Source organism: Nocardioides taihuensis (assembly GCF_042657275.1).
In the GTDB taxonomy this organism is placed as follows: domain Bacteria; phylum Actinomycetota; class Actinomycetes; order Propionibacteriales; family Nocardioidaceae; genus Nocardioides; species Nocardioides taihuensis.
This window is the reverse complement of the sequence record NZ_JBHSKD010000023.1, coordinates 68209-91931: the sequence shown is the minus strand read 5'-3', so window position 1 is coordinate 91931 and position 23723 is coordinate 68209. Positions and strand designations below refer to the sequence as shown.

At 71.8% G+C, this 23723-nt stretch carries 29 protein-coding genes and 1 tRNA gene; 18 read left to right on the top strand and 12 right to left on the bottom strand.

The genetic code is table 11. The annotated features are described in order from the left end of the window. Nucleotides 1–26: 26 nt before the first annotated feature. The gene (locus tag ACFPGP_RS16755; RefSeq protein ID WP_378591909.1) at nucleotides 27–605 is read left to right on the top strand and encodes an STM3941 family protein; all 579 of its coding nucleotides are present in this window, start codon (nucleotides 27–29) and stop codon (nucleotides 603–605) included. Here ACFPGP_RS16755 and deoD read toward each other — a convergent pair. Continuing rightward, nucleotides 592–1329: a purine-nucleoside phosphorylase gene (deoD, locus tag ACFPGP_RS16750; RefSeq protein ID WP_378591908.1), complete on the bottom strand. Its 738-nt coding sequence runs from the start codon at nucleotides 1327–1329 to the stop codon at nucleotides 592–594. The two genes, ACFPGP_RS16755 and deoD, sit on opposite strands and share 14 nt — an antisense overlap. Nucleotides 1330–1379: 50 nt before the next feature. Here deoD and nudC point away from each other — a divergent pair, with 50 nt between their 5' ends. Beyond that, on the top strand, nucleotides 1380–2291 hold the full coding sequence (nudC, locus tag ACFPGP_RS16745; RefSeq protein WP_378591906.1) for an NAD(+) diphosphatase: 912 nt from the start codon (nucleotides 1380–1382) through the stop codon (nucleotides 2289–2291). Between the two features lie 81 nt (nucleotides 2292–2372). Here nudC and ACFPGP_RS16740 read toward each other — a convergent pair whose 3' ends face one another. Next, nucleotides 2373–2624 (bottom strand): mycoredoxin, encoded by a 252-nt coding sequence (locus ACFPGP_RS16740; protein WP_378591905.1) that lies wholly within the window; start codon nucleotides 2622–2624, stop codon nucleotides 2373–2375. A 93-nt stretch (nucleotides 2625–2717) separates the two neighbouring features. Here ACFPGP_RS16740 and ACFPGP_RS16735 point away from each other — a divergent pair, with 93 nt between their 5' ends. The 6 genes from ACFPGP_RS16735 to ACFPGP_RS16710 all read left to right on the top strand — a co-directional run bounded on the left by ACFPGP_RS16735 (nucleotide 2718) and on the right by ACFPGP_RS16710 (nucleotide 6413). After that, nucleotides 2718–4757, top strand: coding sequence for an ATP-dependent helicase (locus ACFPGP_RS16735; protein WP_378591904.1), 2040 nt, complete (start codon nucleotides 2718–2720; stop codon nucleotides 4755–4757). A gap of 209 nt (nucleotides 4758–4966) precedes the next feature. After that, the gene (locus ACFPGP_RS16730) at nucleotides 4967–5155 is read left to right on the top strand and encodes a hypothetical protein (protein WP_378591903.1); all 189 of its coding nucleotides are present in this window, start codon (nucleotides 4967–4969) and stop codon (nucleotides 5153–5155) included. 120 nt (nucleotides 5156–5275) lie between these two features. Then, on the top strand, nucleotides 5276–5593 hold the full coding sequence (locus ACFPGP_RS16725; protein ID WP_378591901.1) for a WhiB family transcriptional regulator: 318 nt from the start codon (nucleotides 5276–5278) through the stop codon (nucleotides 5591–5593). A gap of 114 nt (nucleotides 5594–5707) precedes the next feature. Then, nucleotides 5708–5869, top strand: a complete 162-nt coding sequence (locus ACFPGP_RS16720) for a hypothetical protein (RefSeq protein ID WP_378591900.1) — start codon at nucleotides 5708–5710, stop codon at nucleotides 5867–5869. 36 nt (nucleotides 5870–5905) lie between these two features. Continuing rightward, nucleotides 5906–6103 carry a hypothetical protein gene (locus ACFPGP_RS16715; protein ID WP_378591897.1) on the top strand — a complete coding sequence of 66 codons (198 nt, stop codon included), beginning with the start codon at nucleotides 5906–5908 and terminating at the stop codon, nucleotides 6101–6103. A gap of 133 nt (nucleotides 6104–6236) precedes the next feature. After that, nucleotides 6237–6413 (top strand): hypothetical protein, encoded by a 177-nt coding sequence (locus tag ACFPGP_RS16710; protein WP_378591896.1) that lies wholly within the window; start codon nucleotides 6237–6239, stop codon nucleotides 6411–6413. Nucleotides 6414–6424: 11 nt separating this feature from the next. On the opposite strand, the gene ACFPGP_RS16705 is transcribed toward ACFPGP_RS16710, so the two are convergent. Further along, the gene (locus ACFPGP_RS16705; protein ID WP_378591894.1) at nucleotides 6425–7288 is read right to left on the bottom strand and encodes a hypothetical protein; all 864 of its coding nucleotides are present in this window, start codon (nucleotides 7286–7288) and stop codon (nucleotides 6425–6427) included. A gap of 123 nt (nucleotides 7289–7411) precedes the next feature. Next, a complete protein-coding gene (locus ACFPGP_RS16700; RefSeq protein WP_089503918.1) occupies nucleotides 7412–7570 on the bottom strand; it encodes a DUF5679 domain-containing protein in 159 nt (52 codons plus the stop codon). A 213-nt stretch (nucleotides 7571–7783) separates the two neighbouring features. Between ACFPGP_RS16700 and ACFPGP_RS16695 the strand changes: the two genes are divergently transcribed. The 3 genes from ACFPGP_RS16695 (at nucleotide 7784) to ACFPGP_RS16685 (ending at nucleotide 10535) form a co-directional block, all read left to right on the top strand. Further along, nucleotides 7784–8575 (top strand): enoyl-CoA hydratase/isomerase family protein, encoded by a 792-nt coding sequence (locus tag ACFPGP_RS16695; RefSeq protein WP_378591892.1) that lies wholly within the window; start codon nucleotides 7784–7786, stop codon nucleotides 8573–8575. Nucleotides 8576–8913: 338 nt separating this feature from the next. Next, complete coding sequence (locus tag ACFPGP_RS16690; protein WP_378591891.1) at nucleotides 8914–9981, top strand: PHP domain-containing protein; 1068 nt, start codon at nucleotides 8914–8916, stop codon at nucleotides 9979–9981. Then, entirely contained in the window at nucleotides 9978–10535 is a 558-nt protein-coding gene (locus ACFPGP_RS16685; RefSeq protein WP_378591890.1) for a M48 metallopeptidase family protein, read from the top strand. The genes ACFPGP_RS16690 and ACFPGP_RS16685 overlap by 4 nt, the downstream gene beginning before the upstream one ends. On the opposite strand, the gene ACFPGP_RS16680 is transcribed toward ACFPGP_RS16685, so the two are convergent. Further along, a complete protein-coding gene (locus ACFPGP_RS16680; protein ID WP_378591889.1) occupies nucleotides 10451–11083 on the bottom strand; it encodes an NUDIX hydrolase in 633 nt (210 codons plus the stop codon). The two genes, ACFPGP_RS16685 and ACFPGP_RS16680, sit on opposite strands and share 85 nt — an antisense overlap. After that, nucleotides 11080–12426, bottom strand: coding sequence for a zinc-dependent metalloprotease (locus tag ACFPGP_RS16675; RefSeq protein ID WP_378591888.1), 1347 nt, complete (start codon nucleotides 12424–12426; stop codon nucleotides 11080–11082). Before ACFPGP_RS16675 ends, ACFPGP_RS16680 begins: the two co-directional genes overlap by 4 nt. A 40-nt stretch (nucleotides 12427–12466) precedes the next feature. Between ACFPGP_RS16675 and ACFPGP_RS16670 the strand changes: the two genes are divergently transcribed. The 6 genes from ACFPGP_RS16670 to ACFPGP_RS16645 all read left to right on the top strand — a co-directional run bounded on the left by ACFPGP_RS16670 (nucleotide 12467) and on the right by ACFPGP_RS16645 (nucleotide 18017). Further along, nucleotides 12467–12907 carry a molybdenum cofactor biosynthesis protein MoaE gene (locus tag ACFPGP_RS16670; RefSeq protein WP_378591887.1) on the top strand — a complete coding sequence of 147 codons (441 nt, stop codon included), beginning with the start codon at nucleotides 12467–12469 and terminating at the stop codon, nucleotides 12905–12907. 47 nt (nucleotides 12908–12954) lie between these two features. Beyond that, complete coding sequence (locus ACFPGP_RS16665; RefSeq protein ID WP_378591886.1) at nucleotides 12955–13221, top strand: hypothetical protein; 267 nt, start codon at nucleotides 12955–12957, stop codon at nucleotides 13219–13221. A gap of 47 nt (nucleotides 13222–13268) precedes the next feature. Then, nucleotides 13269–14336 carry a YlbL family protein gene (locus tag ACFPGP_RS16660; RefSeq protein WP_378591884.1) on the top strand — a complete coding sequence of 356 codons (1068 nt, stop codon included), beginning with the start codon at nucleotides 13269–13271 and terminating at the stop codon, nucleotides 14334–14336. Continuing rightward, nucleotides 14333–14941, top strand: a complete 609-nt coding sequence (locus tag ACFPGP_RS16655; protein ID WP_378591883.1) for a PPA1309 family protein — start codon at nucleotides 14333–14335, stop codon at nucleotides 14939–14941. The genes ACFPGP_RS16660 and ACFPGP_RS16655 overlap by 4 nt, the downstream gene beginning before the upstream one ends. Further along, complete coding sequence (locus ACFPGP_RS16650) at nucleotides 14938–17895, top strand: UPF0182 family membrane protein (protein ID WP_378591881.1); 2958 nt, start codon at nucleotides 14938–14940, stop codon at nucleotides 17893–17895. The genes ACFPGP_RS16655 and ACFPGP_RS16650 overlap by 4 nt, the downstream gene beginning before the upstream one ends. A 48-nt stretch (nucleotides 17896–17943) precedes the next feature. After that, nucleotides 17944–18017 (top strand) — tRNA-Met (locus ACFPGP_RS16645). Between the two features lie 184 nt (nucleotides 18018–18201). Here the strand turns inward: ACFPGP_RS16645 and ACFPGP_RS16640 are convergent. The 4 genes from ACFPGP_RS16640 to ACFPGP_RS16625 form a co-directional block, all read right to left on the bottom strand. Then, a complete protein-coding gene (locus ACFPGP_RS16640; protein WP_302707428.1) occupies nucleotides 18202–19380 on the bottom strand; it encodes a tyrosine-type recombinase/integrase in 1179 nt (392 codons plus the stop codon). A gap of 26 nt (nucleotides 19381–19406) precedes the next feature. After that, entirely contained in the window at nucleotides 19407–19862 is a 456-nt protein-coding gene (locus ACFPGP_RS16635; RefSeq protein ID WP_378591880.1) for a helix-turn-helix transcriptional regulator, read from the bottom strand. Between the two features lie 64 nt (nucleotides 19863–19926). Beyond that, nucleotides 19927–21498: a hypothetical protein gene (locus ACFPGP_RS16630; RefSeq protein WP_378591879.1), complete on the bottom strand. Its 1572-nt coding sequence runs from the start codon at nucleotides 21496–21498 to the stop codon at nucleotides 19927–19929. After that, entirely contained in the window at nucleotides 21488–21853 is a 366-nt protein-coding gene (locus ACFPGP_RS16625; protein ID WP_378591877.1) for a hypothetical protein, read from the bottom strand. The genes ACFPGP_RS16630 and ACFPGP_RS16625 overlap by 11 nt, the downstream gene beginning before the upstream one ends. A gap of 229 nt (nucleotides 21854–22082) precedes the next feature. Between ACFPGP_RS16625 and ACFPGP_RS16620 the strand changes: the two genes are divergently transcribed. Beyond that, on the top strand, nucleotides 22083–22937 hold the full coding sequence (locus tag ACFPGP_RS16620) for a hypothetical protein (protein WP_378591876.1): 855 nt from the start codon (nucleotides 22083–22085) through the stop codon (nucleotides 22935–22937). A gap of 36 nt (nucleotides 22938–22973) precedes the next feature. Here ACFPGP_RS16620 and ACFPGP_RS16615 read toward each other — a convergent pair whose 3' ends face one another. Together ACFPGP_RS16615 and ACFPGP_RS16610 are read right to left on the bottom strand one after the other, a co-directional pair. Next, on the bottom strand, nucleotides 22974–23135 hold the full coding sequence (locus tag ACFPGP_RS16615) for a hypothetical protein (protein WP_164519692.1): 162 nt from the start codon (nucleotides 23133–23135) through the stop codon (nucleotides 22974–22976). 9 nt (nucleotides 23136–23144) lie between these two features. After that, nucleotides 23145–23375 (bottom strand): hypothetical protein, encoded by a 231-nt coding sequence (locus ACFPGP_RS16610; protein ID WP_378591874.1) that lies wholly within the window; start codon nucleotides 23373–23375, stop codon nucleotides 23145–23147. Nucleotides 23376–23723: the final 348 nt, after the last annotated feature.

The window sequence follows — 23723 nt, the reverse complement described above, 5'->3', positions numbered from 1 at the left end:
GTCACGGCGGCCCGGAGGGGGAGGGCATGGACGAGACCGAGGTGATGGCCCGCTTCCGGGCCTGGGACGACCAGCTCCTGCAGCACGACCGCGTGGAGATCGGCTTCAAGCGCGTCCGGCTCGCGCTGTTGACGGGGGTGTGCCTGGTCTTCGCCGCCATCGGCGCGGCCCTCGCCCTGTCCTCCACGGGCTTCGACCTGGTGATGGCATGGGCCTGCCTGCTGCTCTTCGGCGCAGGCGCCGTGGCGCTCGGACGCCAGGCGCTCCGCGGTGGCGCGGGTGCGGTGATCACCTCGCGGGAGGTGCTGTCGCCGACGCAGGGGTGGTCGGTGCCGTGGTCGGCGGTCCGCGGGGCGTTCGTCTTCAGCTCGCGGGGCACCCACCTGGTCACGATCGTGGTCGACCCGACCTGGTTCGCCGACTGGACCCGTGGGCACGGGGCGGTGAAGGCCGGCCTCGCCCGCGTCAACAAGGGCTTCCTGGGCGTCGAGTCGATGTCGCTGCCGGGTCAGCTCGACGTCGACACCGACCTGCTGGCGGCCTGGATCGACAGCCGCGGCACGGACTTCCGGAAGAAGGTGGGAGACGGCCCTACGGCTGGCTGAGCCCGGCCCGCAGCGCGATCTCGACCATGTGCGAGAACGTCTGCTGCCGCTCCTCCGCCGTCGTCTCCTCGCCGGTGACGACGTGGTCGGCGACCGTGCAGATCGTCAGCGCCCGGCGTCCGAACCGCGCCGCCAGCGTGTAGAAGGCGCTGGCCTCCATCTCGACCGCGAGCACCCCGTGCTCGACCATCCGCGCGGTCACCTCGGGCTTGGGGTGGTAGAAGCTGTCGCTGCTGAAGAGCAGCCCGACGTGCACGCCGGGCTCCTGCCCCGTCTCGCGGGCCTCCTCGGCGACCCGCACCGACGCGTCGTACGCCGCGCTGAGCAGGCCGAAGTCCGCCACCGGCGCGTAGTCCCAGCCGTCGAAGCGGATCCGGTTCATCGAGGAGTCGGTGCAGGCGCCCGAGGCGAGCACGAGGTCGCGCAGCTTCAGCTTCTCGGACAGCCCGCCGCACGACCCGACCCGGATCACGGTGTCGACGTCGTACTCGCTGAAGAGCTCGTGCAGGTAGATCGAGGCCGAGGGCTGCCCCATCCCGGACCCCTGGATCGACACCCGTTCGCCGCGCCAGGTGCCGGTGTAGCCGTACATCCCGCGCACCACGCTGTAGCAGTGCGGGTCGTCCAGGAAGGTCTCGGCGATCCACTTGGCCCGCAGGGGGTCGCCGGGCATCAGGACGACGGGCGCGACGTCACCCGGCTGGGCGCCGATGTGGGTGCTCATGGTCCGCAGCCTAGGGGAGCCCCCGCCCACGCCGGGACTAGCCTGCAGCCGTGACATTTCCGCACCTCGAGCTGGCGGCGAACCCGCACGACCGGATCGGCGAGCGCCGCCACGACGAGGCGTGGCTCGACGAGCGGTGGGCCGATGCCGGCACCCGGGTGCTGGTGGTCGCGGGCACCCGCCTGCGCCCGGTCGACGGGCGGCCCGACTGGGTCGCGCCGGCTGACGCCCCCGAGGGGTTGCGGGTGCTCCTGGGCGAGCACGACGGCCGCACCTGGTTCGCGGTGATCGTGCCGCCGGACCGCGCCCCGGGGGAGAAGGAGGAGTGGCTCGGCCTGCGCGCCGCGCTCCCTCACCTCGCGCAGACCGGGGGCGCGGAAGCGCCCCTGCTGTTCCACGCGATCGGCCTGGCCGAGTGGCACCACGCCACCCGCTTTTGCCCGCGCTGCGCCGGCGACCTCGCAGCACGCGCCGCCGGCCACGAGCTGGTCTGCGGCTCGTGCGGGCGCTCGCAGTTCCCGCGCACCGACCCCGCCGTGATCATGGTCGTCACCGCGGGGGAGCCCGGCGCCGACGACGAGCGCTGCCTGCTCGGCCGCCAGTCGACCTGGCCGCCCGGGCGCTACTCCACACTCGCCGGGTTCTGCGAGCCGGGCGAGACGCTCGAGGACGCCGTACGCCGGGAGGTCGCCGAGGAGGTCGGCGTCCGGGTGGGCGAGGTCGAGTACTTCGGCAACCAGCCCTGGCCGCTCCCCGCGAGCCTGATGCTGGGCTTCGTCGGCCGCGCCGAGACCACCGAGATCAGCGTCGACGACCACGAGATCGAGGATGCCCGCTGGTTCACCCGCGCCGAGATGCAGGCCGAGGCCGAGGCCGGCACCCTCGTGCTCCCGGGCGGCGTCTCGATCTCCCGCTCCCTCGTCGAGCACTGGTACGGCGGGCCCCTCCCCGGGTCCTGGTGACGCTGACCCGCCGTTGACTAACGGCGGGTCACCTGTCCGATAGCCGACCCGCCGTTAGTCAACGGCGGGTCAGCGCACGATTCAGGAGGCGGAGGCGAGCTCGTCGAGCTTGGCGCGGACCTGGGCCACCGAGGGGTTGGTCTGCGCGGTGCCGTCGACGTAGACCAGGGTCGGCACGGTCTGGTTGCCGTTGTTCGCGGACTCCACGATCGCGGCTGCGTCGGGCTGCTGCTCGATGTCGACGATCTCGAAGGCGATGCCCTCGCGGTCCAGCTGGGACTTCAGCCGGTGGCAGTAGCCGCACCACGGGGTCGTGTACATCGTGAAGGTCATTGCGGGCAGTGTCCCCTCGTCGGTCTAGGGTGAAAACGCGCCCTGATCGGGGCGTCTCCGGTCCAACGACATCACGGCGGTGCTTGTTCCTCGATGCCCACCCCCGACGAGCTCCTCGCGGCCCTCGACCCGGAGCAGCGACGCGTCGCCGAGGCGCTGCGCGGCCCGGTGCGGGTGCTGGCCGGGGCCGGCACCGGCAAGACCCGCGCGATCACCCACCGGATCGCGTACGGCGTGGCCACCGGCGTCTACCAGCCCACCGAGGTGCTCGCGGTGACCTTCACCACCCGGGCCGCGGGGGAGATGCGCGGACGGCTGCGTGCGCTGGGGGCGCCCGGGGTGCAGGCCCGGACCTTCCACTCGGCCGCGCTGCGCCAGCTGCGCTACTTCTGGCCGGCGGCCACCGGCAACGACCTGCCGACCCTGACCGAGTCCAAGCTCGCGATGCTCGCCCTCGCCACGCGCAAGGTGCGCGTCGACGCCAACCAGGCGCTGCTGCGCGACCTCGCCTCCGAGGTCGAGTGGGCCAAGGTCAGCAACGTGCACCCCGACGACTACGCGCGCCTCGCGCCGGCCCGTGGCCGCGCCGTCGCCGACCTCGACGCCTCCACGGTCGCGCGCGTGTTCTCCTCCTACGAGGACGTCAAGCGCAGCCAGGGCCGGATGGACATGGAGGACGTCCTGCTCTTCGCCGCCGGGCTGCTCGCCGACGACGAGCGGGTCGCCGCCCAGGTGCGCCGGCAGTACAAGCGCTTCGTCGTCGACGAGTTCCAGGACGTCTCCCCGCTCCAGTCGGCGCTGCTCGACCTGTGGCTCGGCGGGCGCGACGAGCTCTGCGTCGTCGGCGACCCCGCGCAGACCATCTACTCCTTCGCCGGAGCCGACGCGAGCTTCCTGCGCAGCTTCCCGACCCGCTTCCCCGGCACCACCTCGGTCGAGCTCGTGCGCAACTACCGCTCCACGCCCCAGGTCGTGGCCACGGCGAACACCCTGCTCGCCCGCAGCTCCAGCCGTGGTGTCGAGCTGCGCGCCCAGGCGCCCGCGGGCGCGGAGGTCACCTTCCGGCCCTACCCCGACGAGGTCGCGGAGGCCGAGGGCGTCGCGGCCCGGGTGGCGGAGCTGGTCGCCGCCGGCACCCACGCGGGGCAGGTCGCCGTCCTCTTCCGCATCAACGCCCAGTCCGAGGCCTACGAGGACGCCCTGGCCGCGCGCGGCCTGCCGTACGTCGTCCGCGGGGCGGCGCGGTTCTTCGACCGGGGCGAGGTGCGCCAGGCGGTCACCCTCCTGCGCGGCACGGCCCGCGGGGGGCAGGCGTCCGACGACGACTGGGTCGACACCGTGCGCGCCACCCTGGCCGGCATGGGCTGGGCACCCGAGGCGCCTGCCACACGCGGGCAGGTGCGTGACCGGTGGGAGTCGCTCCAGGCTCTCGTCGACCAGGCGGCCGAGCTCGCCAGCACCGATCCCGGCGCCGACCTCAATTCCTTCGTCGACGACCTCGACCGCCGCGCCGCCGAGCAGCACGCGCCCGTCGCCGACGGCGTCACCCTGGCCACGCTCCACGCCGCCAAGGGGCTCGAGTGGGACGTCGTCTTCGTGGTCGGCGCCCAGGAGGGCACGCTGCCCTTCTCGGCCGCCCAGGGCGACGCCGAGGTCGAGGAGGAAAGGCGGCTCCTCTATGTCGGCGTCACCCGCGCCCGTCGCGAGCTCACCATCTCCTGGGCGCAGGCCCGCAACCCCGGTGGGCGGGCGACGCGCAAGCCCTCGCGGTTCCTCGACGCCCTGCTGCCCGAGGCGGTCCGCGAGGCGGCCGCCCCCCCGCGCGCCAAGCCGCGCGGGGTCGCCGCCTGCCGCGAGTGCGGCAAGCCGCTCACCGGCCGGGCGCGCAAGACCGGGCGCTGCGACGACTGCCCCGCCTCCTACGACGAGGAGCTCTTCGAGCGCCTGCGCACCTGGCGCCGCGACCGTGCCGAGCAGGAGAAGGTGCCGGCGTTCGTGGTGTTCACCGACGCCACCCTGCAGCTGATCGCCGAGCACAAGCCGCAGACCCCCGAGGCCCTGCTGCGCGTCAACGGGATCGGCCGCTCCAAGCTCGAGCGGTACGGCGACGAGGTGCTCGCCGTGGTCGGCTGACGGTCCGTCGCCGGCCCGCTGCGCCCCGCCCGCGGGGCCAGATCGGGCCTCGAGAGGCCAACGGCAGGATGTTGCCGGAATTTTTCCGAAATCTGCCACTAAATGGTTTGCCCATGACGCGAGCGCTCCAGTAACGTGCTTCGAACCACAGGAGAAGCGCAACGACTCTGGCACGGTCGGCGCCCGACGTCATCGAGGAGGTGACCGCAATGAACAGCATCAAGACCCGCACGACGGCCCAGACCCCGTCGCGCCTCGGCATGCCCATTTCCGGTTACGCCTTCGGTGCTGCGGACGTCTGCGCCACCGGTGCGTTCGCCACCCGCGAGCGCCTCGTGGCCGCCCTCGTCCAGGGCACCTTCCCGGGTACCTCTGCCTGGAGACCACCGACCTGTTGACCCCAACAGCATCGGCAGCCTCCAGGCCGCGGAACCCGAAACCCGGGATCCGCGGCCGTTTTGTATTTCCAGCCACATCGACACATCCAGCGATCAGGTCAGAGGAAGGAGGTGAGATGCATGACCACCAGCGTTCTCGACAGAACTGAAGGGACTCAGGTCCTCGGCCAGCTGCACGACACCGCCAGTCAGGTGGAGGAAGAGCTGCTGCCCTGCCGGGCCAACGACCCGGAGCTGTGGTTCGCCGAGTCGCCCGCCGACGTGGAGTTCGCCAAGGCGCTGTGCGTGGACTGCCCGGTCCGCGAGCTCTGCCTCGACGGCGCCCTCGAGCGCCGCGAGCCGTGGGGCGTCTGGGGAGGCCAGCTGTTCCTGCAAGGCGTGGTGATCCCGCGCAAGCGGCCCCGTGGCCGGCCCCGCAAGGACGAAGCCGCCGCCTAGCGGCAACGACGGCGACGTCCGCTTCAACACCCGATGTATCAGCAGCACCCGCACCACCCTCTGCACCACCGCACCACACCAACCCGTGACCGATATCGAGACAAAGGCGTCGAGATGACCTCCTTGAACGAGAACCTGGCCCGCGCGCAGATCCGCGCCCGCCTGGGAGACGCGCACGAGCGTCGGCTGGGGCACCAGCTCGCCCGTGCGCACCGCGTCAGTCGCAAGGCCGAGCAGGCCGCGCGCCGGACCCGGGACTCCCTCGCCGGCGTCTGAGCGCCGCCCTACCTGGAAAGAACCGACAAACCCACCATGGACAACACGACCCTGAAGCGGAGCAAGAAGATGGAACTCATGCACGAGAACCTGGCCCGCGCACAAATGCGCGCGCGCCTGGGAGAGGCGCAAGAGATGCGACGAGGCCACCAGCTGGCCCAGGCCAAGCGCCTGAGCCGGAAGGCCGAGAAGGCCGCGCAGCAGGCGCGGCTGGCCCTCGCCCGCGTCCTGTGATCAGGCGCGGCAGCGCCGCGTCCCCCACCCCTGGTCCTTGACCTGATCGCGGGTGAACCCGAGAGCCGGGTACGACGAGCCACCGAGGCCGTCGTACCCGGCTCTTGCGTCGTCGGCGGAGTAACCTGCCGGCGTGTCCGAGGAGCAGTCGACCACCTGTGACTTCTGCGGCCGGCAGGAGCCGGACGACGCGCGCCGGCTGACCTGGTCGACGTCGGTGGAGAACGGGCGCCGCCGCACCTACTGCGACGAGTGCTCCCGCACCCACCTGCGCGCCATGGAGGGCAAGCTCGACAGCGAGTGGTGGTGACCCGGGCAAGCTCACCCGACGTCCGCCAGCCGCTCGCCCCAGGCGCACCCGCAGCCCGGGTGCCGCGGCCACTCCTGGCGCTCGAGCACCAGGCCCGGGTCGACGGTGACCGTGGCGGACCACAGCCGGGGCAGGTCGCCCTCGACGAACGCGACGACGTCGCGCACCGCCCACGCCAGCGCCAGGTGCACGAGCGCCGGGTCGAGGGCGTCCGCGCCCGACCCCGCCTGCGCCCGCACCGTGGCGTGGCCGGGGTCGCGCTCGCAGCGGTGCACCAGCAGGCAGCGGTGGCACGCCGTCAGGCCGGGCGCCACCAGCGGCCCGACGGTGATCCGGCCCGAGGCGCTGCCGACGAGCAGGTAGGGATCCTCGCGCCGGAGCAGGTCGTCGAGGTGCCCGGCGTCGGCGTCGCCGAGCAGCACCACCACCGTCGGCCGCTCGCCCGCCTCCGCGAGCCGCAGCCCGCTGCCGGCGAGCAGGCGCAGCGCCGGCGACCGCCACGGGGGAGTGGCGGCCAGGGCGACCCGGGCCGCCGCACGGGCCGCCAGCCGGGCTCCGGCGCGCTCCTCGCGGGTGTACGCCGCGAGCACGGCCGCCCGGGGCAGGCCCAGCGCGAGCGACTCCTGGCGCTCCTCCCGGTCGGCCACGAGGCCGTGGTCGCGCAGCGCGGCGTACCAGCGTGAGTCAGGGGGCCGGCGACCCCCCTCGACCGCCGCGAGCACGCCGCGCACCTCGGGGGTGTCGGGCAGCACCAGCCGCTGGTCGGGGTGCTCGCCGACCTGCAGGTGGTGGTCGTCGCGGCGTACGACGCGCAGCCCGGGGCGCAGGGCGGGTCGGCTGGGTGCGGGCTCGGGCGCGGGGCTGCGGCAGGTCATGCGGTCCACCGTGGCACGGCCCGGAGGGCCGCGGCGCCCGCTCTCCACAGGCCCGGGAAATGCGCGACGGCGGAGCGGTCCCGAAGGACCGCACCGCCGTCGGTGCTGTGATGCGGCTGTCGACTACGCCTTGCCGAGGATGCGGTTGAGGTTGGTGCCGCAGACCGGGCAGACGGCCTTGGCCATCCGGGTGCCCTTGTCGTTGACCCGGACCTCGCCCTCCGCCTCGCGCTTCTCCTTGCACTTCACGCAGTAGAACTCGCCGCTCCAGGTCTCCGCCATGACGGCCTCCTTGCATATTCGATGTCTCGGTCGTCGCGACGGGGTCGTGGGGGAAGCCCGCCGGAGCCCCGACCGTAGCGGTGCCACGCCCGGGAGCCGTGCTCGACCCTACGACACGCGGGGTCAAGCGTGCATCAGGCGCACCGCGCGGCGGGGATCACCGGATAGCGGACGCCTGCGGGGGGGCCGTGACCCCTCAGTAACCTCTGCGGCATGACCGAGACCCACCTGCGCCTCGAACGCCCCTCCGACGGGGTCGTCCTGCTCGTCCTCGACAACCCCGACCAACGCAACGCGATGTCGGACGCGATGACCGACGCGTGGGTCGCGGCCGTCGACGAGGTGGCCGCGGACCGGTCGGTGCGGGCCGTCGTGGTGACCGGTGAGGGCTCGGCGTTCTGCTCGGGCGGCAACACCTCGTGGATCGCGAGCGAACCGGACGCGACCGTGGACGAGCTGCGGGAGCGGATGCTGCCGTTCTACCGCGCCTGGCTGTCGATCCGGCGGCTCGAGGTGCCCACCATCGCCGCGGTCAACGGGCCCGCGATCGGTGCCGGGCTCTGTCTGGCGCTGGCCTGCGACCTGAGGTTCGCGGCCGCGGGGGCCCGGCTGGGCGCGCCGTTCGTCAAGCTCGGGATGCACGCCGGGATGGCCGGCACCTACCTGCTCCCCGACGTCGTGGGCCTGGCCCACGCGCGCGACCTGCTGCTCACCGGACGCGTCGTGGACGCCGAGGAAGCCCTGCGGATCGGCCTGGTCTCGCGGGTGCTGCCCGTCGACGGCTTCCGCGACGAGGTGCTCGGGGTGGCCGCGGACATCGCGGCGACCGCGCCGATCGCGAGCCGGCTCACCAAGCTGGCCCTGGCCGGCGGCGGGCACGCCGACTACGAGAGCGGACTGCAGTGGGAGGCGCTGGCGCAGCCGCTGACCCTGGCCACCGAGGACCTCCAGGAGGGGATCCGCGCGGCGCGGGAGCGGCGGGCGCCGCGGTTCACGGGGCGCTGAGCCGCCGAGCGGGCCAGGACCGGTGCGGGCACAGAAGAGGCCCCCGTCGCGTCCACTCTCGCTTGCCTTCCCCTTGCGAGCGAGGGTGGATCGGCCGGGGGCCTCATCTGGCGCCCAACCTAGGAGGCGCGTCGGAGCAGGGTCAACGCCGCGGGCCCGCACCCTGTGGACAAGGTTGTGGACAAACCTGTGGAACGGGCCCGTAGCCGGTGGAGGACACGCGGTGGACGCGGGACACGGCTGTGGAGGAATCGCACCTGCAACCCGGCAACCGACCCTTGACCAGCCACAATGGGAATCGACAGGGTGTGGAGAGAAGAAATCTGGAGGCGGACGGCGTGTCGGACGGCATGGCAGGCGGGAGCACCCCGCTCGGCCCCGTCGCGGCGCTGCGCCGGATCGCCTTCCTGCTCGAGCGGGCCCGCGAGGACACCTACAAGATCAAGGCGTTCCGCGCGGCGGCCGCCGCGATCCTGCCCCTGTCGCCCGAGGAGGTCGCCGAGCGGGCTGCCGCCGGGACGCTCGCCGACCTGCCGGGCGTCGGCGCGTCGTCGGCCGCGGTGATCGCCGCGGCGGCCCGCGGTGAGGTCCCCGAGCGTCTCGCCCGGCTCGAGCGCGAGCACGCGGGGCCGCTGGCGGCCGGTGGGCGCGAGCTGCGGGCCCTGATCCGCGGCGACCTCCACTCCCACTCCGACTGGTCCGACGGCGGGTCGCCGCTGGAGGAGATGGCCTTCACCGCGATCGAGCTCGGCCACGAGTACCTCGTGCTCACCGACCACTCGCCGCGGCTGCGCGTCGCCAACGGCCTCAGCGCGGAGCGGCTGGCCCGCCAGCTCGGCGTGGTCGACGCCGTGAACGAGCACCTCGCCGGCAGCGGCTTCACCCTGCTCAAGGGCATCGAGGTCGACATCCTCGACGGCGGCGAGCTCGACCAGACCGACGAGCTGCTCGACCGGCTCGACCTGCGGGTCGCCAGCGTGCACTCCAAGCTGAAGATGGACGCCGGGGCGATGACCCGGCGGATGCGGTCGGCCGTCGCCAACCCGCGCACCAACGTGCTGGGCCACTGCACCGGCCGCCTGGTCACCGGCAACCGCGGGGTGCGGCCGGGCAGCGAGTTCGACGCCCGCACGGTGTTCGAGGCCTGCGTCGAGCACGACACGGCCGTGGAGATCAACAGCCGCCCCGAGCGCCGCGACCCGCCGACCAGGCTGCTCGAGCTCGCCCGCGACGTCGGCTGCCTGTTCTCGATCGACAGCGACGCCCACGCGCCGGGCCAGCTCGACATGCTCGACTACGGCTGCGAGCGTGCCGAGGACGCCGGCATCGACCCCGACCGCATCGTCAACACGTGGCCGCGCGAGCGGTTGCTCGCGTGGGCGAACCCCCTCCGGGAGGCAGCATGACCGAGGCCGCCCAGCCCCAGGTGGAGGTACGCCGCTCGCGCCGGCGTCGCCGTACCGTCTCGGCGTACCGCGACGGCGAGCGGATCGTGGTGCTGGTCCCGGCGAGCCTCAGCCGCAAGGAGGAGGCCGAGTGGGTGACCACCATGGTCGCCCGGCTCGAGCGGTCGGAGCGCCGGCTGCGTCCCAGCGACGACGAGCTGCTGTCGCGGGCGCTCGAGCTCAACGACAAGTACCTCGGCGGCCTGGCGACGCCGGGGTCGGTGCGCTGGGTCGACAACCAGCGCTCCCGCTGGGGCTCGTGCACCCCGGGTGACCGCACCATCCGGCTCTCCGCGCGCCTGCAGGGGATGCCGCAGTGGGTGGTCGACTACGTGATCGTCCACGAGCTCGCGCACCTGCTGGAGCCCGGGCACGACCAGCGCTTCTGGTCGTGGGTCGAGAACTACCCCAAGGCCGAGCGCGCGCAGGGCTACCTGCTCGGCTGGTCGGCCGCCGCCCGTGTCGACGAGCCGCCCGGCAGCGACGTCGAGGGAGCCGGCCCGGCCGAGGGCTGACCGGAGGCGAAGCGCGCGCGGGCGAGCCCGATGAGCTCGTGCATCTCGTCCTCGAGGTCGTCGGGCAGCGCACCGACCGGCCACCAGCGGACGTCGAGCGACTCCTCGCTGGCCGCGTGCTCGGCATCTGCGGGCGCGACCGCGCCGAACCGGACGTCGAGGTGGTGCACCGTGCCGCGCGGGTCGCAGAAGCCGACCTCGTGCTCGTCGAGGTGCAGCGGCACGGGGTCGACGACGAGGTCGGCCAGTCCCGACTCCTCGACCGCCTCGCGCGTGGCCGCGCCGGCCAGCGTGGTGTCTGCGGGCTCGCAGTGGCCGCCGAACGCGAACCACCGACGGGCCTTGCGGTGCAGGTTGAGCAGCACGTGGTCGAGGTCCGCCGACAGCACGAGCGTCCCGGCGGTGAGGTGGTCGGGGAAGCAGCCGCGGCTCAGGCCGTCGGGGTGCGCGGCGAGGTGCGCGACGTACCGGTCGCGCAGCGCGGCCTGGTCAGGGGACGGCGGGGTCCACGCCCGCAGGACCGCGAGCGCGTCGGCGTGGAGGCTCACTCCTCGCGCTGCCCGCCGGTCTCGTCGGTCTCGTCGGTCCCCCCGGGGCCGCCGTCGAGGAGGTCCTGGAGGGCGGCGTCGAAGTCCTCGTCGCTCATCGTCTCCGGCGCGGTCGCGCCCTCGCGGAAGCCGAGCGGGTCGTCGAGGTCGGCCGCGGTGGGCAGCAGGTCGGGGTGCATCCACACGCCGTCGCGGGCCTCGGTGCCCTGGCGGGTGCGCAGCGAGCCCCACAGGGTGGAGGCGTCGCGCAGCCGGCGCGGGCGCAGCTCGAGGCCGACCAGCGAGGAGAACGTCTGCTCGGCGGGGCCGCCCGAGGCACGGCGGCGACGGATCGCCTCCTGCAACCGCGCGGCGGCGGGCATCCGCTCGTGGGTGGCCTGGCCGACCACCTCGTCGACCCAGCCCTCGACCAGGGCGAGGGTGACCTCCAGCCGCTGCAGCGCGGCCTCCTGGGCGGGGGAGCGGGGCAGGTCGAACATGCCGCCCGAGAGCAGCTCCTGCATCGCCTCGGGGTCGAGGTTGGTCGGGTCGATGCCGCGCATCTGCTCCTCGACGCGCTGCTGGATGCTCGCGGTGTTGACCTCGATGCCGCGGGCGTAGTCGGTCACCGCGCCGATCAGGTGCTCGCTCAGCCACGGCACATGGGCGAAGAGCCGCTGGTGGGCGGCCTCGCGCAGCGCGAGGTAGAGCAGCACGTCGTCGACGTCCTCCTCGAGACCCTCGGCGAACTCCGTGACGTTGGTCCACACCAGCGCGGCGCGGCCGGGGGGCGAGAGCGGCAGGCCGACGTCGGTGGCGCTGAGCACCTCGGAGGCCAGGGTGCCGATGCCGGAGCCGACCTGCGAGGCGAGCATGGCGCCGATCGCCTTGCCGAGGATGCCGAGGATCGGCCCTGCCATCTGCCCGGCCTCCTGCGGGAGCGCCTGGCCGATCGAGGCGACCGAGCTCTCGGCGATCGGCTCGACGAGGGTGCGCCACGACTCCGAGGTCGCCACCACCCATTCCGCGCGGCTCCAGGCAGCGGTGGAGGTGACGGCGGAGGGAAACTCCGTCACCTCGTCGAGCCAGTGGTCGGCGAGGCGGACGGCGTCGGCCACGGCGTCGCTCTGCTTGCCGCCGGGGGAGGGGTCGCTGCCGCTGGCGACCACCTTGCGCGCGGTGTCGACGGCGAGGTCCCAGTTCAGCGGCCCGTCGTAGGGCTGCATGAGGTTCTGGATCTGGCCGAAGAGCGCGCCGAGGTCGGGGGCGCCGCCGGCGAAGAACTGCTCGAAGGGGGTGCCCCGGAACGGGTTCTGGTCGTCGTCGGGCGAGTCGCCGGACGAGCCACCGGGGAGGCTGGTCATGGCTCCACGGTATCGGCAGCCTGCAAGTAGGGTCGCGCCTGTGAGTGCTGTGGAGGACGCCCCCGAGATCCGGCTGGTCGCCCTGCGGGAGACGCCGCTCGACGTGGCCGAGGTCGTGGCCGCCCTGGACGACGACGCGTCCGGCGGCCTGACGCTGTTCGTGGGCCGGGTGCGCGACCAGGACGGCGGCCGCGGCGTCACCGCGCTGGAGTACTCCGCGCACCCCACCGCGCTGGCGAAGCTGCGCGAGGTCTGCGAGCGGGTGGCCGCTGCCCACGAGGTGCACGGCATCGCCGCGGTCCACCGCACCGGTCGCCTCGAGATCGGGGACGTCGCGGTCGTCGTCGCCACCACCTCGGCCCACCGAGGCACGGCGTTCGACGCCTCGCGCGAGCTGATCGACACCCTCAAGGCCGAGGTGCCGATCTGGAAGCACCAGCTCTTCGCCGACGGCGGCGAGGAGTGGGTGGGCACCCCGTAGGGCGCGCCTTCCGGCGCGAGGGGCCGCGGCTGCCTACCCTCGTGGCCGTGGAGATCCTCCTCTGGCTCGTGCCTCCGGTCGTGGTGACCTGCCTGGCCATGCTCTGGGTGTCGTGGCTGGGCCGGGAGGGACGCGGCGAGGTCGACCCCGAGGTCGCCGTACGCCGGATGGCCGAGGCGCTGGGCAAGGAGCCGCGGCCGCACGCCAGCCGTCGCCCGCCGACCCCGGTGCGTGACCGGAGCACCGGCATCGCCGTCCGTCCCTCGCGCCTGCCGCGCCGGGACGAGGCTCCCCGCGACCGCCGGTCCGCCTGAGCCCGCCGACTGCGGTCCTCCTTCCCCCGGATGGGACACTGGGCGCCATGACGCAGCGCATCTGGGCAGGCCTGATCGCCCTGCCCCTGCTCGTCGCGCTGTGGGTGGCGGCGATCCTCACGCCCCTGCCGTACGTGACCTACGCACCCGGCCTCACCGTCGACGTCCTCGGCGCGCCCGACGGGCACGAGACGATCCAGGTCAGCGGCCACAAGACCTACCGCACGGACGGCGAGCTGCGGATGACCACGGTGTTCGTGACCCAGCCCGACGCGAAGCTCAACCTCTTCAACGTGATGGGCCGCTGGTTCCAGTCCGACGACGCGGTCTACCCCTACGGGGCGGTGTACCAGGAGGGCGAGTCCGACGCGCAGAACAAGGTCGAGGGCCAGATCCAGATGGTCTCCTCGCAGGACGCGGCGATCGCGGTGGCGCTGACCGAGCTCGGCATCGACTTCGACCCCGCGGTGCGGGTCTTCGGCGTCGACGAGGGCACGCCGGCGGAGGGGGAGCTCGAGGTCGGCGACCTGATCCTCGCGGTGGACGGCAAGCCGGTCGCCACGACCGACGACGTCCGGCAGGCCGTGGAGGACGCGGGCGCGGGCCAGCCGGTGACGCTGCGGGTGCTCAGCAAGGGCAAGGAGGGCACCGTGCGGATCACGCCCGACGAGGTCGACGGCGCGCCGCGGCTCGGCGTCCGGCTGCTGCCGGCCTACCACTTCCCGTTCGACGTCTCCGTCGACATCGACCCCGCCATCGGCGGGCCCAGCGCCGGGCTGATGTTCTCCCTCGGCATCTACGACACCCTCACCCCGGGCTCGCTGACCGGCGGCCACGTCGTCGCCGGCACCGGCACCATGGACGCCAGCGGGAAGGTCGGCCCGATCGGCGGCATCCAGCAGAAGATCGCCGGCGCCCGCGACGCGGGGGCCGAGCTGTTCCTCGTGCCGCCCGACAACTGCGCGGAGGCGCTCGGCGCCGACAACGGCGACATGCGCCTGGTCCGCGCCGACACGATGCACGACGCGGTCCAGGCCGTGGAGGCGTGGGTCGACGACCCGGACGCCGAGCTGCCGACCTGCTCCGCGAGCGCGAACGCGGGAGCCGCCTCGTGAGCTCCCCGGGCGACCACGACGGTCTGGACGGTCTGGACGGTCTGGACGGTCTGGACGTCGCAGCCGCGCTGGACGTCGACCCGGCCCTGGCCTCGGCGGTCCTGGAGATCGAGGGACACATCGCCGACGGCGGCTGGGACCAGCCCTCGCGGCTCTACGCGCTGGTCGCCACCGGTGAGCTGGTCGAGCACGAGCCCGAGCTCGCCCGGGCGATGGGCCTCGACGAGGCGGCGAGCGAGGGATCACTGACACCCGTCGAGCAGGAACTTCCGGGTACTGCTCGTCCGTTGGAGGAAGTGCTCGAGTCGATCTCGTGGCCGGCCGGCGTGTCCGGGTGCGCCGCGGTCGTCGAGCGACTGGTGCTGCCACCGGACGCCGACGGGCAGGTGCCCGACGATCCGCGCCGTGCCGAGGAGTTCGCCCGCGAACACCCCGACCGGCAGGAGGTCCGGATCGTCGCGGGGGCGACGCGTGGCGGTGCCACGTACTGTGCGTTGCGGTTGCGGGCGCACGACGATGCGGCATCCGTGGTCGGAGGTACCGACCTGGTACCCGGCCTGCTGCACCTGCTGGCCGCCACGCTGGAAGAGGAGACGGACGAGTGAGCGAGCTGTTCGAGGAGGAGCCCCGAGGCGGGCGCCCCCAGCCCGCCCCCCGGCGCTCGCGCGCCCTGATCATCACCGCGGTCGTGCTGGTGCTGGGCTTCTTCGCCCTCACCACGTCGGCGTCGTTCTTCACCGACCGGATGTGGTACCAGTCGGTGGACTACTCCTCGGTGTTCAGCACGCTGTTCTGGACCAAGGCCGGGCTGTTCCTGGTCTTCGGGGCCCTGATGGCGCTCGTGGTCGGCGTGAACATGTACCTCGCCTACCGCCTGCGCCCGATCTTCCGTCCGCAGTCGGCCGAGCAGACCGGTCTCGACCGCTACCGCGAGGTCATCGACCCGGTGCGCGTGTGGCTGCTCGTCGGCGTCTCGGTGCTCCTCGGCCTCTTCGCCGGCACCTCGGCCTCGGGCCAGTGGCGCTCGTTCCTGCTGTGGCGCAACGGCGGCGACTTCGGCACCACCGACACCTACTTCGACAAGGACATCGGCTTCTACGTCTTCGACCTGCCGTGGCTCCACTACCTCGTGGACGTCGGCATGGCCTTCACGGTGGTCGCGGTGCTGATGGCCGGCCTCGTTCACTACCTCTACGGCGGGGTGCGGCTGCAGACCAGCCACGACCGGCTCTCCGGTGCTGCGCAGGTGCAGCTCTCCGTGCTCGCCGGCCTCTTCGTGCTGGCCAAGGCCGCCGACTACTACCTCGACCGCTTCGACCTCGTGCACCAGAGCGGCCGCCTGATCACCGGCATCACCTACACCGACGACCACGCGGTGCTCCCGGCCAAGACGATCCTGATGCTGATCGCCGTGATCTGCGCGGTGCTCTTCTTCGCCAACGTGCTGCGCCGCACCTGGGTGCTGCCCTCGGTCGGGCTGGCGCTGCTGGCCCTGTCGGCGGTCCTGCTCGGCATGATCTGGCCGGGCGTCGTGCAGCAGTTCCAGGTCGACCCGACCGAGGCGGACAAGGAGTCCACCTACATCGGCGCCAACATCGACGCGACCCGTGCGGCGTACCAGCTCGACAGCATCGAGGTCGACGACAACTACACCAGCAATGCCAGCATCTCCAACACCCAGCTCTCGAGCCTGACCTCGGAGACGGCCTCGGCGCCCCTCGTCGACCCCAAGCTGGTGCGGCAGACCTTCGAGCAGCTGCAGCAGGTACGCGCCTACTACTCGGTCGCCGACGTGCTGGACGTGGACAAGTACACGATCGAGGGCCAGCAGCGGGCCATGGTGCTCGGTGTCCGCGAGCTCGACCAGACGGGCATCAGCGAGGGCGACCGCAACTGGTCGAACCTGCACACCGTCTACACCCACGGCAACGGCGTGATCGCCGCCTTCGCCAACCAGCGCGGCCCCGACAACGCGCAGGAGCAGGAGGAGATCCAGTTTGCCGAGGGGCAGCAGGTCGACGAGGACCAGCTCCAGAAGCTGTTCCCCAACGGCTACGAGAGCCGCGTCTACTTCGGTGAGGACAGCCCCGACTACTCCATCGTCGGCAAGACGCCGGGGGCGCCCGACGTGGAGCTCGACCTCGGCGCGGCCGGCGGCAACACCGAGGACACCAACCTCACGACGTACGACGGGGAGGGCGGCGTCCCGGTCGACAGCTTCCTCGACCAGGTGCTCTACGCCGTCAAGTTCGGCGACCCCAACTTCGTGCTCTCCGAGCGGGTCAACGACAACAGCAAGGTGCTCTACATCCGCAAGCCGGCCGAGCGCGTGGAGAAGGTCGCGCCGTGGCTGACGCTCGACCAGGACCCCTACCCGGCGGTGGTCGACGGGCGGATCGAGTGGATCCTCGACGGCTACACCACGACCGACCAGTACCCGCTGGCGCAGCGCGAGTCGTTCGAGGACATGACGACCGACGCGCTCGCCCAGGGCAACCAGTTCGGCACGCTGCCCACCGACGAGATCAACTACATGCGCAACGCGGTCAAGGCGACCGTCGACGCCTACGACGGCACCGTGACGCTCTACGCGTGGGACGAGTCCGACCCGATCCTCCAGGCCTGGCGCAGCGCCTTCCCCGGCACCGTGAAGGACCGCTCGGAGATCCCCGAGAGCCTGATGGAGCACCTGCGCTACCCCGAGGACCTCTTCAAGGTGCAGCGGTACCAGTTCGCGCGCTACCACGTCACCGACCCGACCGACTGGTACTCCGGCACCAACCGGTGGGCGGTGCCCGAGGACCCCTACGCGACCACGCAGCTGCAGCCGCCGTACCGGCTCTTCGTGAACCGGGCCGACGGCAGCGGCCAGACGTGGGGCATGTCGACGGTCTTCGTGCCCAACGACAAGAGCAACCTCGCCGCCTACATGGCGGTCGGCTCGGACGCGACCGACGAGGAGAGCTACGGCAAGATCAAGGTGCTGCAGCTGCCCCCCGACCAGACCCAGACCCCGGGTCCGGGTCAGGTCGCCAACGAGATGGCGACCAGCGCCAACGTGCGCGACGCGCTGCTGCCCTTCAACCAGGGTGAGTCCAAACCGATCTTCGGCAACGTGCTGACGATGCCGGTCGCCGACGGGCTGCTCTACCTGCAACCCGTCTACGCGACGCGCGCCACCTCGACGGCGGGCTTCCCCGAGCTGCAGTACGTGATCGTGTCGTACGGCGGGTCGGTCGGCATCGGCACGACCCTCACCGAGGCCCTCGCGGACTCGCTCAAGGTCAGCCCCGACCAGCAGCCGACGGAGCCGAGCGGCCAGGGCGACGGCAAGGGCGACTCGGAGCCGACCGGGAGCATCAACGCCCAGATCCGCGACCTGCTCGACCAGGCGCAGGCGGCCTTCGACGCCGCCGACCGCGCGCAGACCGCCGGCGACACGGTGGAGTGGGCCAAGCAGATGGAGAAGGGCCGCGCCCTCGTCGAGCAGGCCATCCAGCTCTCCGACAGCCAGTCGGCCGACAGCCAGTCGTCCAGCAGCAGCGACTCCTCGAACTGACCCCGATTTGGGTGGATCCGACCGATCCACTAGAGTCGTCGTCACCGACGCGGGGTGGAGCAGTTCGGTAGCTCGCTGGGCTCATAACCCAGAGGTCGCAGGTTCAAATCCTGCCCCCGCTACAAGAAAGTGGCCCCTGACCTGCGGAAACGCAGATCGGGGGCCACTTACCTTCTTGAGTCACATTGCCTTATGTCGCGTTTATGTCCCAGAAACCTTTGCGCGGGTGACCCACTCTGGTACCGAGTTGGGGCCGGCGTTGGGGCCAAGCAGATGCAGGGCTGGTGCTCGAAACACCCCAGGACGTCAGTCGTCTGATGCGGTCGTCGTGGCCTTGCCGGCGAAGGACTGAAGGATGTGCGTCACGTCAGGTGTGGTCCTGTCCTTCTCGATGTAGAACTCTTTGGTGATCGCATCTGAGGAGTGGCCCAGGACGCGGGCTGCGGTGTCCGAGTCGACCAGGCGGTCGATCAAGGTGGCGACGGTCTTGCGGAACGTGTGTGGCGTCACCCAGTCGAAGCCTGTGTCTGCTCGGATCGTGCGCCACCGCCGCTCGATGTTGCCGACCTGGTGCCAGGTGCCGTTACGGGTGGCGAAGACCGCGTTGTAGTGATTTGGTCGTTGCTCGATACGCCGCCTCATCAGAACATCGACAGCAAACGGCGGCAGCGCGATGGTGCGTTTTGAGGCGTCCGACTTCGGCTTGGGCTTCCGGTACGTGCCCTTTCCCGTCTCCGTCTTGATCGTGCCACTGATTGACACCGTCGGCGGGGTCGCACTCAAGTCGATGTCTGTCCATCGGATCGCGAGCACTTCTCCGATCCGGCAGCCCGTGGCGAGCAGCAGGTCAACGATGTCGGGCATGTCCTGGTTCGGCTTTGGACCGGGTCGCTTTTTGGTCATCCAGGCGTCTACAGCAGAGCGGACGGCATTGAGATCTTCCACCGAGAGCGCTTGGACGTCCTTCTTCTGGCCTCGAAGCCGAGACGTGGAGGAGACCGGGTTGGCCGGGAGCGCATCGTCGATAACCGCGGCGTCGAACATCATCTTGAGGACCGTCTTGGTCTTCTTGCGGCGGCTGTGGGAGTCCTGCGACCTGATGAGCCGTTCCAGGCGACCAGCTGTTGCCTCGCGCAGGCGAATGTTGCCGATGGCTGGATTGATGACGTTTTCGATGATGCGTTGGTACTCGTTCGCGGTAGTTGCCTCGGAGCGCTGTTCGGCGCGATACAGCGAGAGCCAGATGTCAGCCACTTGGCTGATTCGCATGTCGGGGCCGATGAGGTCACCGGATGGGGCGCTTCGGTCGGCGATCTTGACCTTGAGTTCTCGTACTGCGGCGGCGGCGCTTCGAGCGGTCCCCTTGATTTCGCGCGTGACGCCGTCGAAGTCGCGGAAGCGCGTTCGCGCGCGATACACCCCGGGACGCACCTCCTTCGTCGTGATGGTCCCGAATGTTCCGATGGGCAGCGGGGGGCGAGCCATGGGCGTTCCTTCTTGAGGTCTGAGCGCTATCGATGCCGTGGACGGGACCGTCGCGACATGGAACCTAGCGTGCTGGATGTTGCTAGGTGGTCACCCGTCGAGCCCCGGCCGTTGTCGTCGATGACCATTTCCGCTTCGAGATCCAGTGTCTCGGCGTGGGCCTCGATCCAAGCATCAAGATCCGAACGGCGGTACCGCAGTGCGCCGCCCGCCTTCACCGCGCGTGGTCCGAACCCCGGGCGTCGCGTGCGCCAGGTATAGAGCGTCGACTTCGCGATCCCGATGTAGGCAGCCGCTTGCGCAATGTTCATCGTGGCAGGGGTGAGTGCGAGCCGGCGGCGTTCTGTCGGGAGGGGCTCGTCGGAAGGCGGCGTGGCGTGTTCACTCATGTCTGTGACGACATCCTCAAGGATGCGTTCGCTCTCCTGAGCAGCTAGCGGTCGGTGGCCGCCGACGCTGAGGGTCTCCTTCACCGTTTCCATCTCGTGTCTCCTCCGACCTGCGGTGGTGGGTCTCGGTGGTCGCAGCCCACCTGGTGTCTGATGGTCACCTAAGTGGTCCGACAGGTGCTGAGCGATCAATGCCCGCAGACTTTCTGCATGGCATGCCGTGGTCCGGCGAAGATGCTGGGGTGCAGTGGCCGCCATGTTGCGCGTTGTCCGCTGCCGAGAGCCAAGCGGGGCGATGGCTACTGCCGTTGGAGTGCGCGAGCATGGCAGAGGCTGCCGCCGTGGATGCCGCGGACGCGGTTGCCGTACTCGCCGAACGCAAGGCTTCCCGTACGGGCTTCGGCACCGTGACGGCGCGTCGGGCGAGGATGTCGGCGGGGGAGACCCACACGACGTCACCCTCGGCCGGCGGGCTGGCCAGCCCGGACTCGACGTCGTTGTGCGCTCGCCGGGACAGGGCTCGCGCGGGGCCGGTGAGGTTAGGGGTGTCGGCCTTCTCGGCTACGACGTGCGCGAGCTCGGAGCCGGCCTCGATCGCGCGGAGGGTCGCCACCGTGGCCTGGGGGAGTCCGGGCCGGGTGCCGATGACCTCTGGTGTTGCGAGGGTGGTGGTGTCGTGGGTGATCTGGCGGTAGGCGGCGCGGACCTCGGCGGCCGCGCGAGCCAAGAACTCCTCGAGGCGGGCTCCTGGGGGAGCGAGGTCGCCCCAGCGGCTGGCCAGGTTGCTCCAGGAGCGCCCTGCGTCGGCGATCGAGGGGACCAGGCGGTCCGAGGGCTCGACGATGCCGGCGGTGGCGGCCGCTTCGACGAGCACCATGCTGGCACCGGCGATGAGTGCCTGCGTGCGGGTGATGAGCAAGATGTTGGACGGCGCGAGGTCGCGAGCCAGCGCGCGGTGGGACTGGATGTCCCACTTGGCCAAGGCCTGCGCCAGACGGCCGGAGTCGTCGACGGGCCGGATCGCTTCGCCGGCGAGGGCTTGAGCGAACCGGTCGGTTAGGTAGCTGCGTGCGGTGTTCTCGCACGCCGACATCCGATCGACCCAGACCCCGGTGGGTGCGATGGCGTAGGGGGAGTGGTGCTGGGCGAGCTGGACCCGGCGGCCCGAGCCACGGGCGTCGTTGACGCGGTCGCGGCCGTTGTCGTGCAGGGCGACGCTGACGGCGTGGGCGGTCAGGTAGAGACCGTGCATGATCCTGGTCCGGGCTGCCTCGAGGTCGCGGTGGGCCTCGGTCTGCTCGTGCGGGACCTCGGCGCCGTAGCGGCGCACCAGAGCCGCGGCGTTGAGCAGGGTCTGGGTCATCTGGTCGATGCGGGGGTTGGTCGGGCCCGGACCTGGCCAGGCCTTCCGGCCGGACAGGCTGGCCTCGATGGTCGAGGCCTGCGCCGACAGGCTGGTGATGGGCCGATCGCGCTCGTCGACGCCAGGCCGGCGACCCGGTAGCGAGGCCCACAGGTCCTCCGCGGCCGCGACCATCGTCGGCCAGCTCCGCAGGAGCGTGCCGGCGTCATCGCCGCCGACGTCCATGAGCAGCTGGCGAGCCAGGTAGTCGACGTCGAAGAGCATCTCGCCGACGCTGCGTACGTCGCGCGAGGTCACCGGGATCTGGTCGACGTCGAAGAGCTCCTCGTCGATTTCGGCGTAAGCCAGGCGCAGGTCAGTAGCCAAGGCCGCGGGCTTCCCGGATGAGGTCGCACAGGTCGACGACCAGCTGCGAGCCGTGGACCAGGTCCGGCTGGTGCAGCGGTAGCGGGCGGGTCAGCTCCTCGGCCTCGGTGAGCAGCTGCAGCGGCGTGCGCTCCTCGAGGTTGGGGAGCGGGTCGTCGTCGGGCAGCTCGTAGTCGTCGGGCAGCAGGGCGCTGGCCTGGGAGTGCGCGAGGTAGACCCCCAGCCCGAGGTCGTGGAGCGGGGAGTTGGGGGTGGCCTCGTCGGCGTCGCTCCACACCTGGGCAGCGGCCTGGTGCAGCAACTGGGCGATCGAGCCGAGGCAATCCCAGGTGCCGTCAGCGTTGAGGGTGTCCACGGGTGTTCCTTTCAGTCGGAGGTCGGTCTGGCTCATGAACCCACGTCCCGGCCGCGGCCCGCTGCGCCGAGCGGCGGGCTGTGGATAACTCGGGGTGCTGTCGGCACCTGGGCACAGACTGGTCTCGTTCGCCTATGTCGCTCGGCGGTTGCCGGACGATCACCGCGAGCAAAGTCAAGAGATCCGCACTAGTGCTGCAAGATGGAGGAGGGTCGAGATGATGTTCCCGATGACCGTGCTGAGAGCCGTGACGCTGGCGCCGGCCGTGCTGGTGAGCTTCGTCCTCACCGTGGTGGTGTGCGCCCTGCTCCCGCCGGCGCTGGGCCTGGCGGCGTTCATGGCTGCGGGCGGCGTGCTGGTCGCGCTGGCGCTGGGACAGCTGCAGGAGCCTGCGATCGCGGCGTTGACCAGGTCGCGGCCGGCGACGGAAGCCGAGTTGCGGGTGATGGCGCCGGTGCTGGCCGAGCTGTGCGGCCGCGGTGTCGACATCGGCGCGCTGTTCGTGCGCCGGATCCAGCGCCCGAGCACCCCGGTGGCGGTGTCGATCGGCCGGCGCACCGTGGTGGTCAGCCCTGGGCTGGTCGAGGCGACGTTCCGCGGCGCTGTGACCGGCGCGGAGGCGGCCGCCGCGCTGGCTCATGCGGTCGGCCGGCGCGAGGCGATCCGGCCGCGTCTGGAGTTGGCCGTACTCGCGGCGACGACGCCGTGGCGGCTGATGGTGGCGACGTTCCGCGGTGTCGGCCGTGCCTTCGCCTGGCTTCCGTTCATGCGGCTGGCTTGGACGCTGCGCGGCGTCGTGGGGGTCATCTGCGTGGTGCAGTCGGTCGCCGAGGACCGGGCCTGGGCCGGTTTGCTCGGGGGCGCGGTCATCGCGCTGACCTACTTGGTGCCGGCGGCCGGCCGGCGGATCGAGCTCCACACGGAGGCCGAGGCCGACCAGTTCGTGCTCTCGCTCGGCCTCGGTCCCGTGCTGGCGGGGCTGCTGCGGCGCTACGCGCACTCGATGACCCTCGAGCGGATGCAGCGCCTGGAGACGGCCGTCGAGCAGCCTCAGCGGCCGCGACTGCACCTGGTGCACGGCTGAGGCTGTTGCTCTGGCGGTGCGGCGGCCGGCGGCGGGTTACTCGTCGTCCTGGAAGCCGGACGTGGAGTGGTGCACGCAGCCGCGGCCGTCGCCCTCGTGCGGCTTGTGGTTCATGCACGGCAGCGACCCCAGCTTGTGTGAGCAGTCGACCCAGCGGACGGTCGAAGGGCCGGTTGTCGGCGCGAGTGCGGTAGCCATCGCGGCCTCCTATCGGCGCGGGCTGCGGCGGCGGCCGAGCTGGGGCCGCTGGTAGGCGGCGGTGTCGGTGTGGTCGTGCTGGCGGCCGGACCGGTGGACCTGTGCGATCTCGGCGTCGGGGGAGGGACCGGTGTCGGCGGCCGCGGCCTGGGCTGCGGCTTCCTCGCTGGCCCTGATCTCCTCGGCGCGCTGTCGCGCCTCTTCCTCGAGCGCGGCTTCATCGCGAGCGGCGTCACTCATGTGAACTCCCATGGATCCCGTGGACCGGCACCGGCTGCGCCGGTCCTTCTGGTCACCTATGTGCGGACCGAGGGCCCGGGCGATCACCGCGGCCCGACTGGATTGGAAAGTCGCGGGGCACTGGCCGCTCAGGCCGGCTGGGCCAGCAAAGCGTGGCGCCCAGCATCTGTGCCGTGTGCTTGAGGACGGCGTGGGAACCGGTCCCGCCCGGGCGGTCGCAGCACGGAGGGTGTCAAAGCCCTCGTCGACGACGATGCGGTGCAGTTGGCCACCGCAGGCACGACAGTGCCGGCCGGCGTGGGTGGGGCACCCCTCGACCGCCACGGCGCAGGGCAAGCACGCCGCGGG

Excerpts from the sequence above, each read along its gene's own strand:
- ACFPGP_RS16660 (WP_378591884.1), top strand. The coding sequence starts at position 13,269 with ATGACGCAGCGCATCTGGGCAGGCCTGATCGCCCTGCCCCTGCTCGTC.
- ACFPGP_RS16740 (WP_378591905.1), bottom strand. The coding sequence starts at position 2,624 with ATGACCTTCACGATGTACACGACCCCGTGGTGCGGCTACTGCCACCGG.
- ACFPGP_RS16700 (WP_089503918.1), bottom strand. The coding sequence starts at position 7,570 with ATGGCGGAGACCTGGAGCGGCGAGTTCTACTGCGTGAAGTGCAAGGAG.
- ACFPGP_RS16615 (WP_164519692.1), bottom strand. The coding sequence starts at position 23,135 with ATGGCTACCGCACTCGCGCCGACAACCGGCCCTTCGACCGTCCGCTGG.
- ACFPGP_RS16620 (WP_378591876.1), top strand. The coding sequence starts at position 22,083 with ATGACCGTGCTGAGAGCCGTGACGCTGGCGCCGGCCGTGCTGGTGAGC.
- ACFPGP_RS16635 (WP_378591880.1), bottom strand. The coding sequence starts at position 19,862 with ATGGAAACGGTGAAGGAGACCCTCAGCGTCGGCGGCCACCGACCGCTA.
- ACFPGP_RS16725 (WP_378591901.1), top strand. The coding sequence starts at position 5,276 with ATGACCACCAGCGTTCTCGACAGAACTGAAGGGACTCAGGTCCTCGGC.
- ACFPGP_RS16610 (WP_378591874.1), bottom strand. The coding sequence starts at position 23,375 with ATGAGTGACGCCGCTCGCGATGAAGCCGCGCTCGAGGAAGAGGCGCGA.
- ACFPGP_RS16675 (WP_378591888.1), bottom strand. The coding sequence starts at position 12,426 with ATGACCAGCCTCCCCGGTGGCTCGTCCGGCGACTCGCCCGACGACGAC.
- ACFPGP_RS16755 (WP_378591909.1), top strand. The coding sequence starts at position 27 with ATGGACGAGACCGAGGTGATGGCCCGCTTCCGGGCCTGGGACGACCAG.
- ACFPGP_RS16640 (WP_302707428.1), bottom strand. The coding sequence starts at position 19,380 with ATGGCTCGCCCCCCGCTGCCCATCGGAACATTCGGGACCATCACGACG.
- ACFPGP_RS16720 (WP_378591900.1), top strand. The coding sequence starts at position 5,708 with ATGACCTCCTTGAACGAGAACCTGGCCCGCGCGCAGATCCGCGCCCGC.
- ACFPGP_RS16695 (WP_378591892.1), top strand. The coding sequence starts at position 7,784 with ATGACCGAGACCCACCTGCGCCTCGAACGCCCCTCCGACGGGGTCGTC.
- ACFPGP_RS16735 (WP_378591904.1), top strand. The coding sequence starts at position 2,718 with ATGCCCACCCCCGACGAGCTCCTCGCGGCCCTCGACCCGGAGCAGCGA.
- ACFPGP_RS16715 (WP_378591897.1), top strand. The coding sequence starts at position 5,906 with ATGGACAACACGACCCTGAAGCGGAGCAAGAAGATGGAACTCATGCAC.
- ACFPGP_RS16705 (WP_378591894.1), bottom strand. The coding sequence starts at position 7,288 with ATGACCTGCCGCAGCCCCGCGCCCGAGCCCGCACCCAGCCGACCCGCC.
- ACFPGP_RS16685 (WP_378591890.1), top strand. The coding sequence starts at position 9,978 with ATGACCGAGGCCGCCCAGCCCCAGGTGGAGGTACGCCGCTCGCGCCGG.
- ACFPGP_RS16730 (WP_378591903.1), top strand. The coding sequence starts at position 4,967 with ATGAACAGCATCAAGACCCGCACGACGGCCCAGACCCCGTCGCGCCTC.
- deoD (WP_378591908.1), bottom strand. The coding sequence starts at position 1,329 with ATGAGCACCCACATCGGCGCCCAGCCGGGTGACGTCGCGCCCGTCGTC.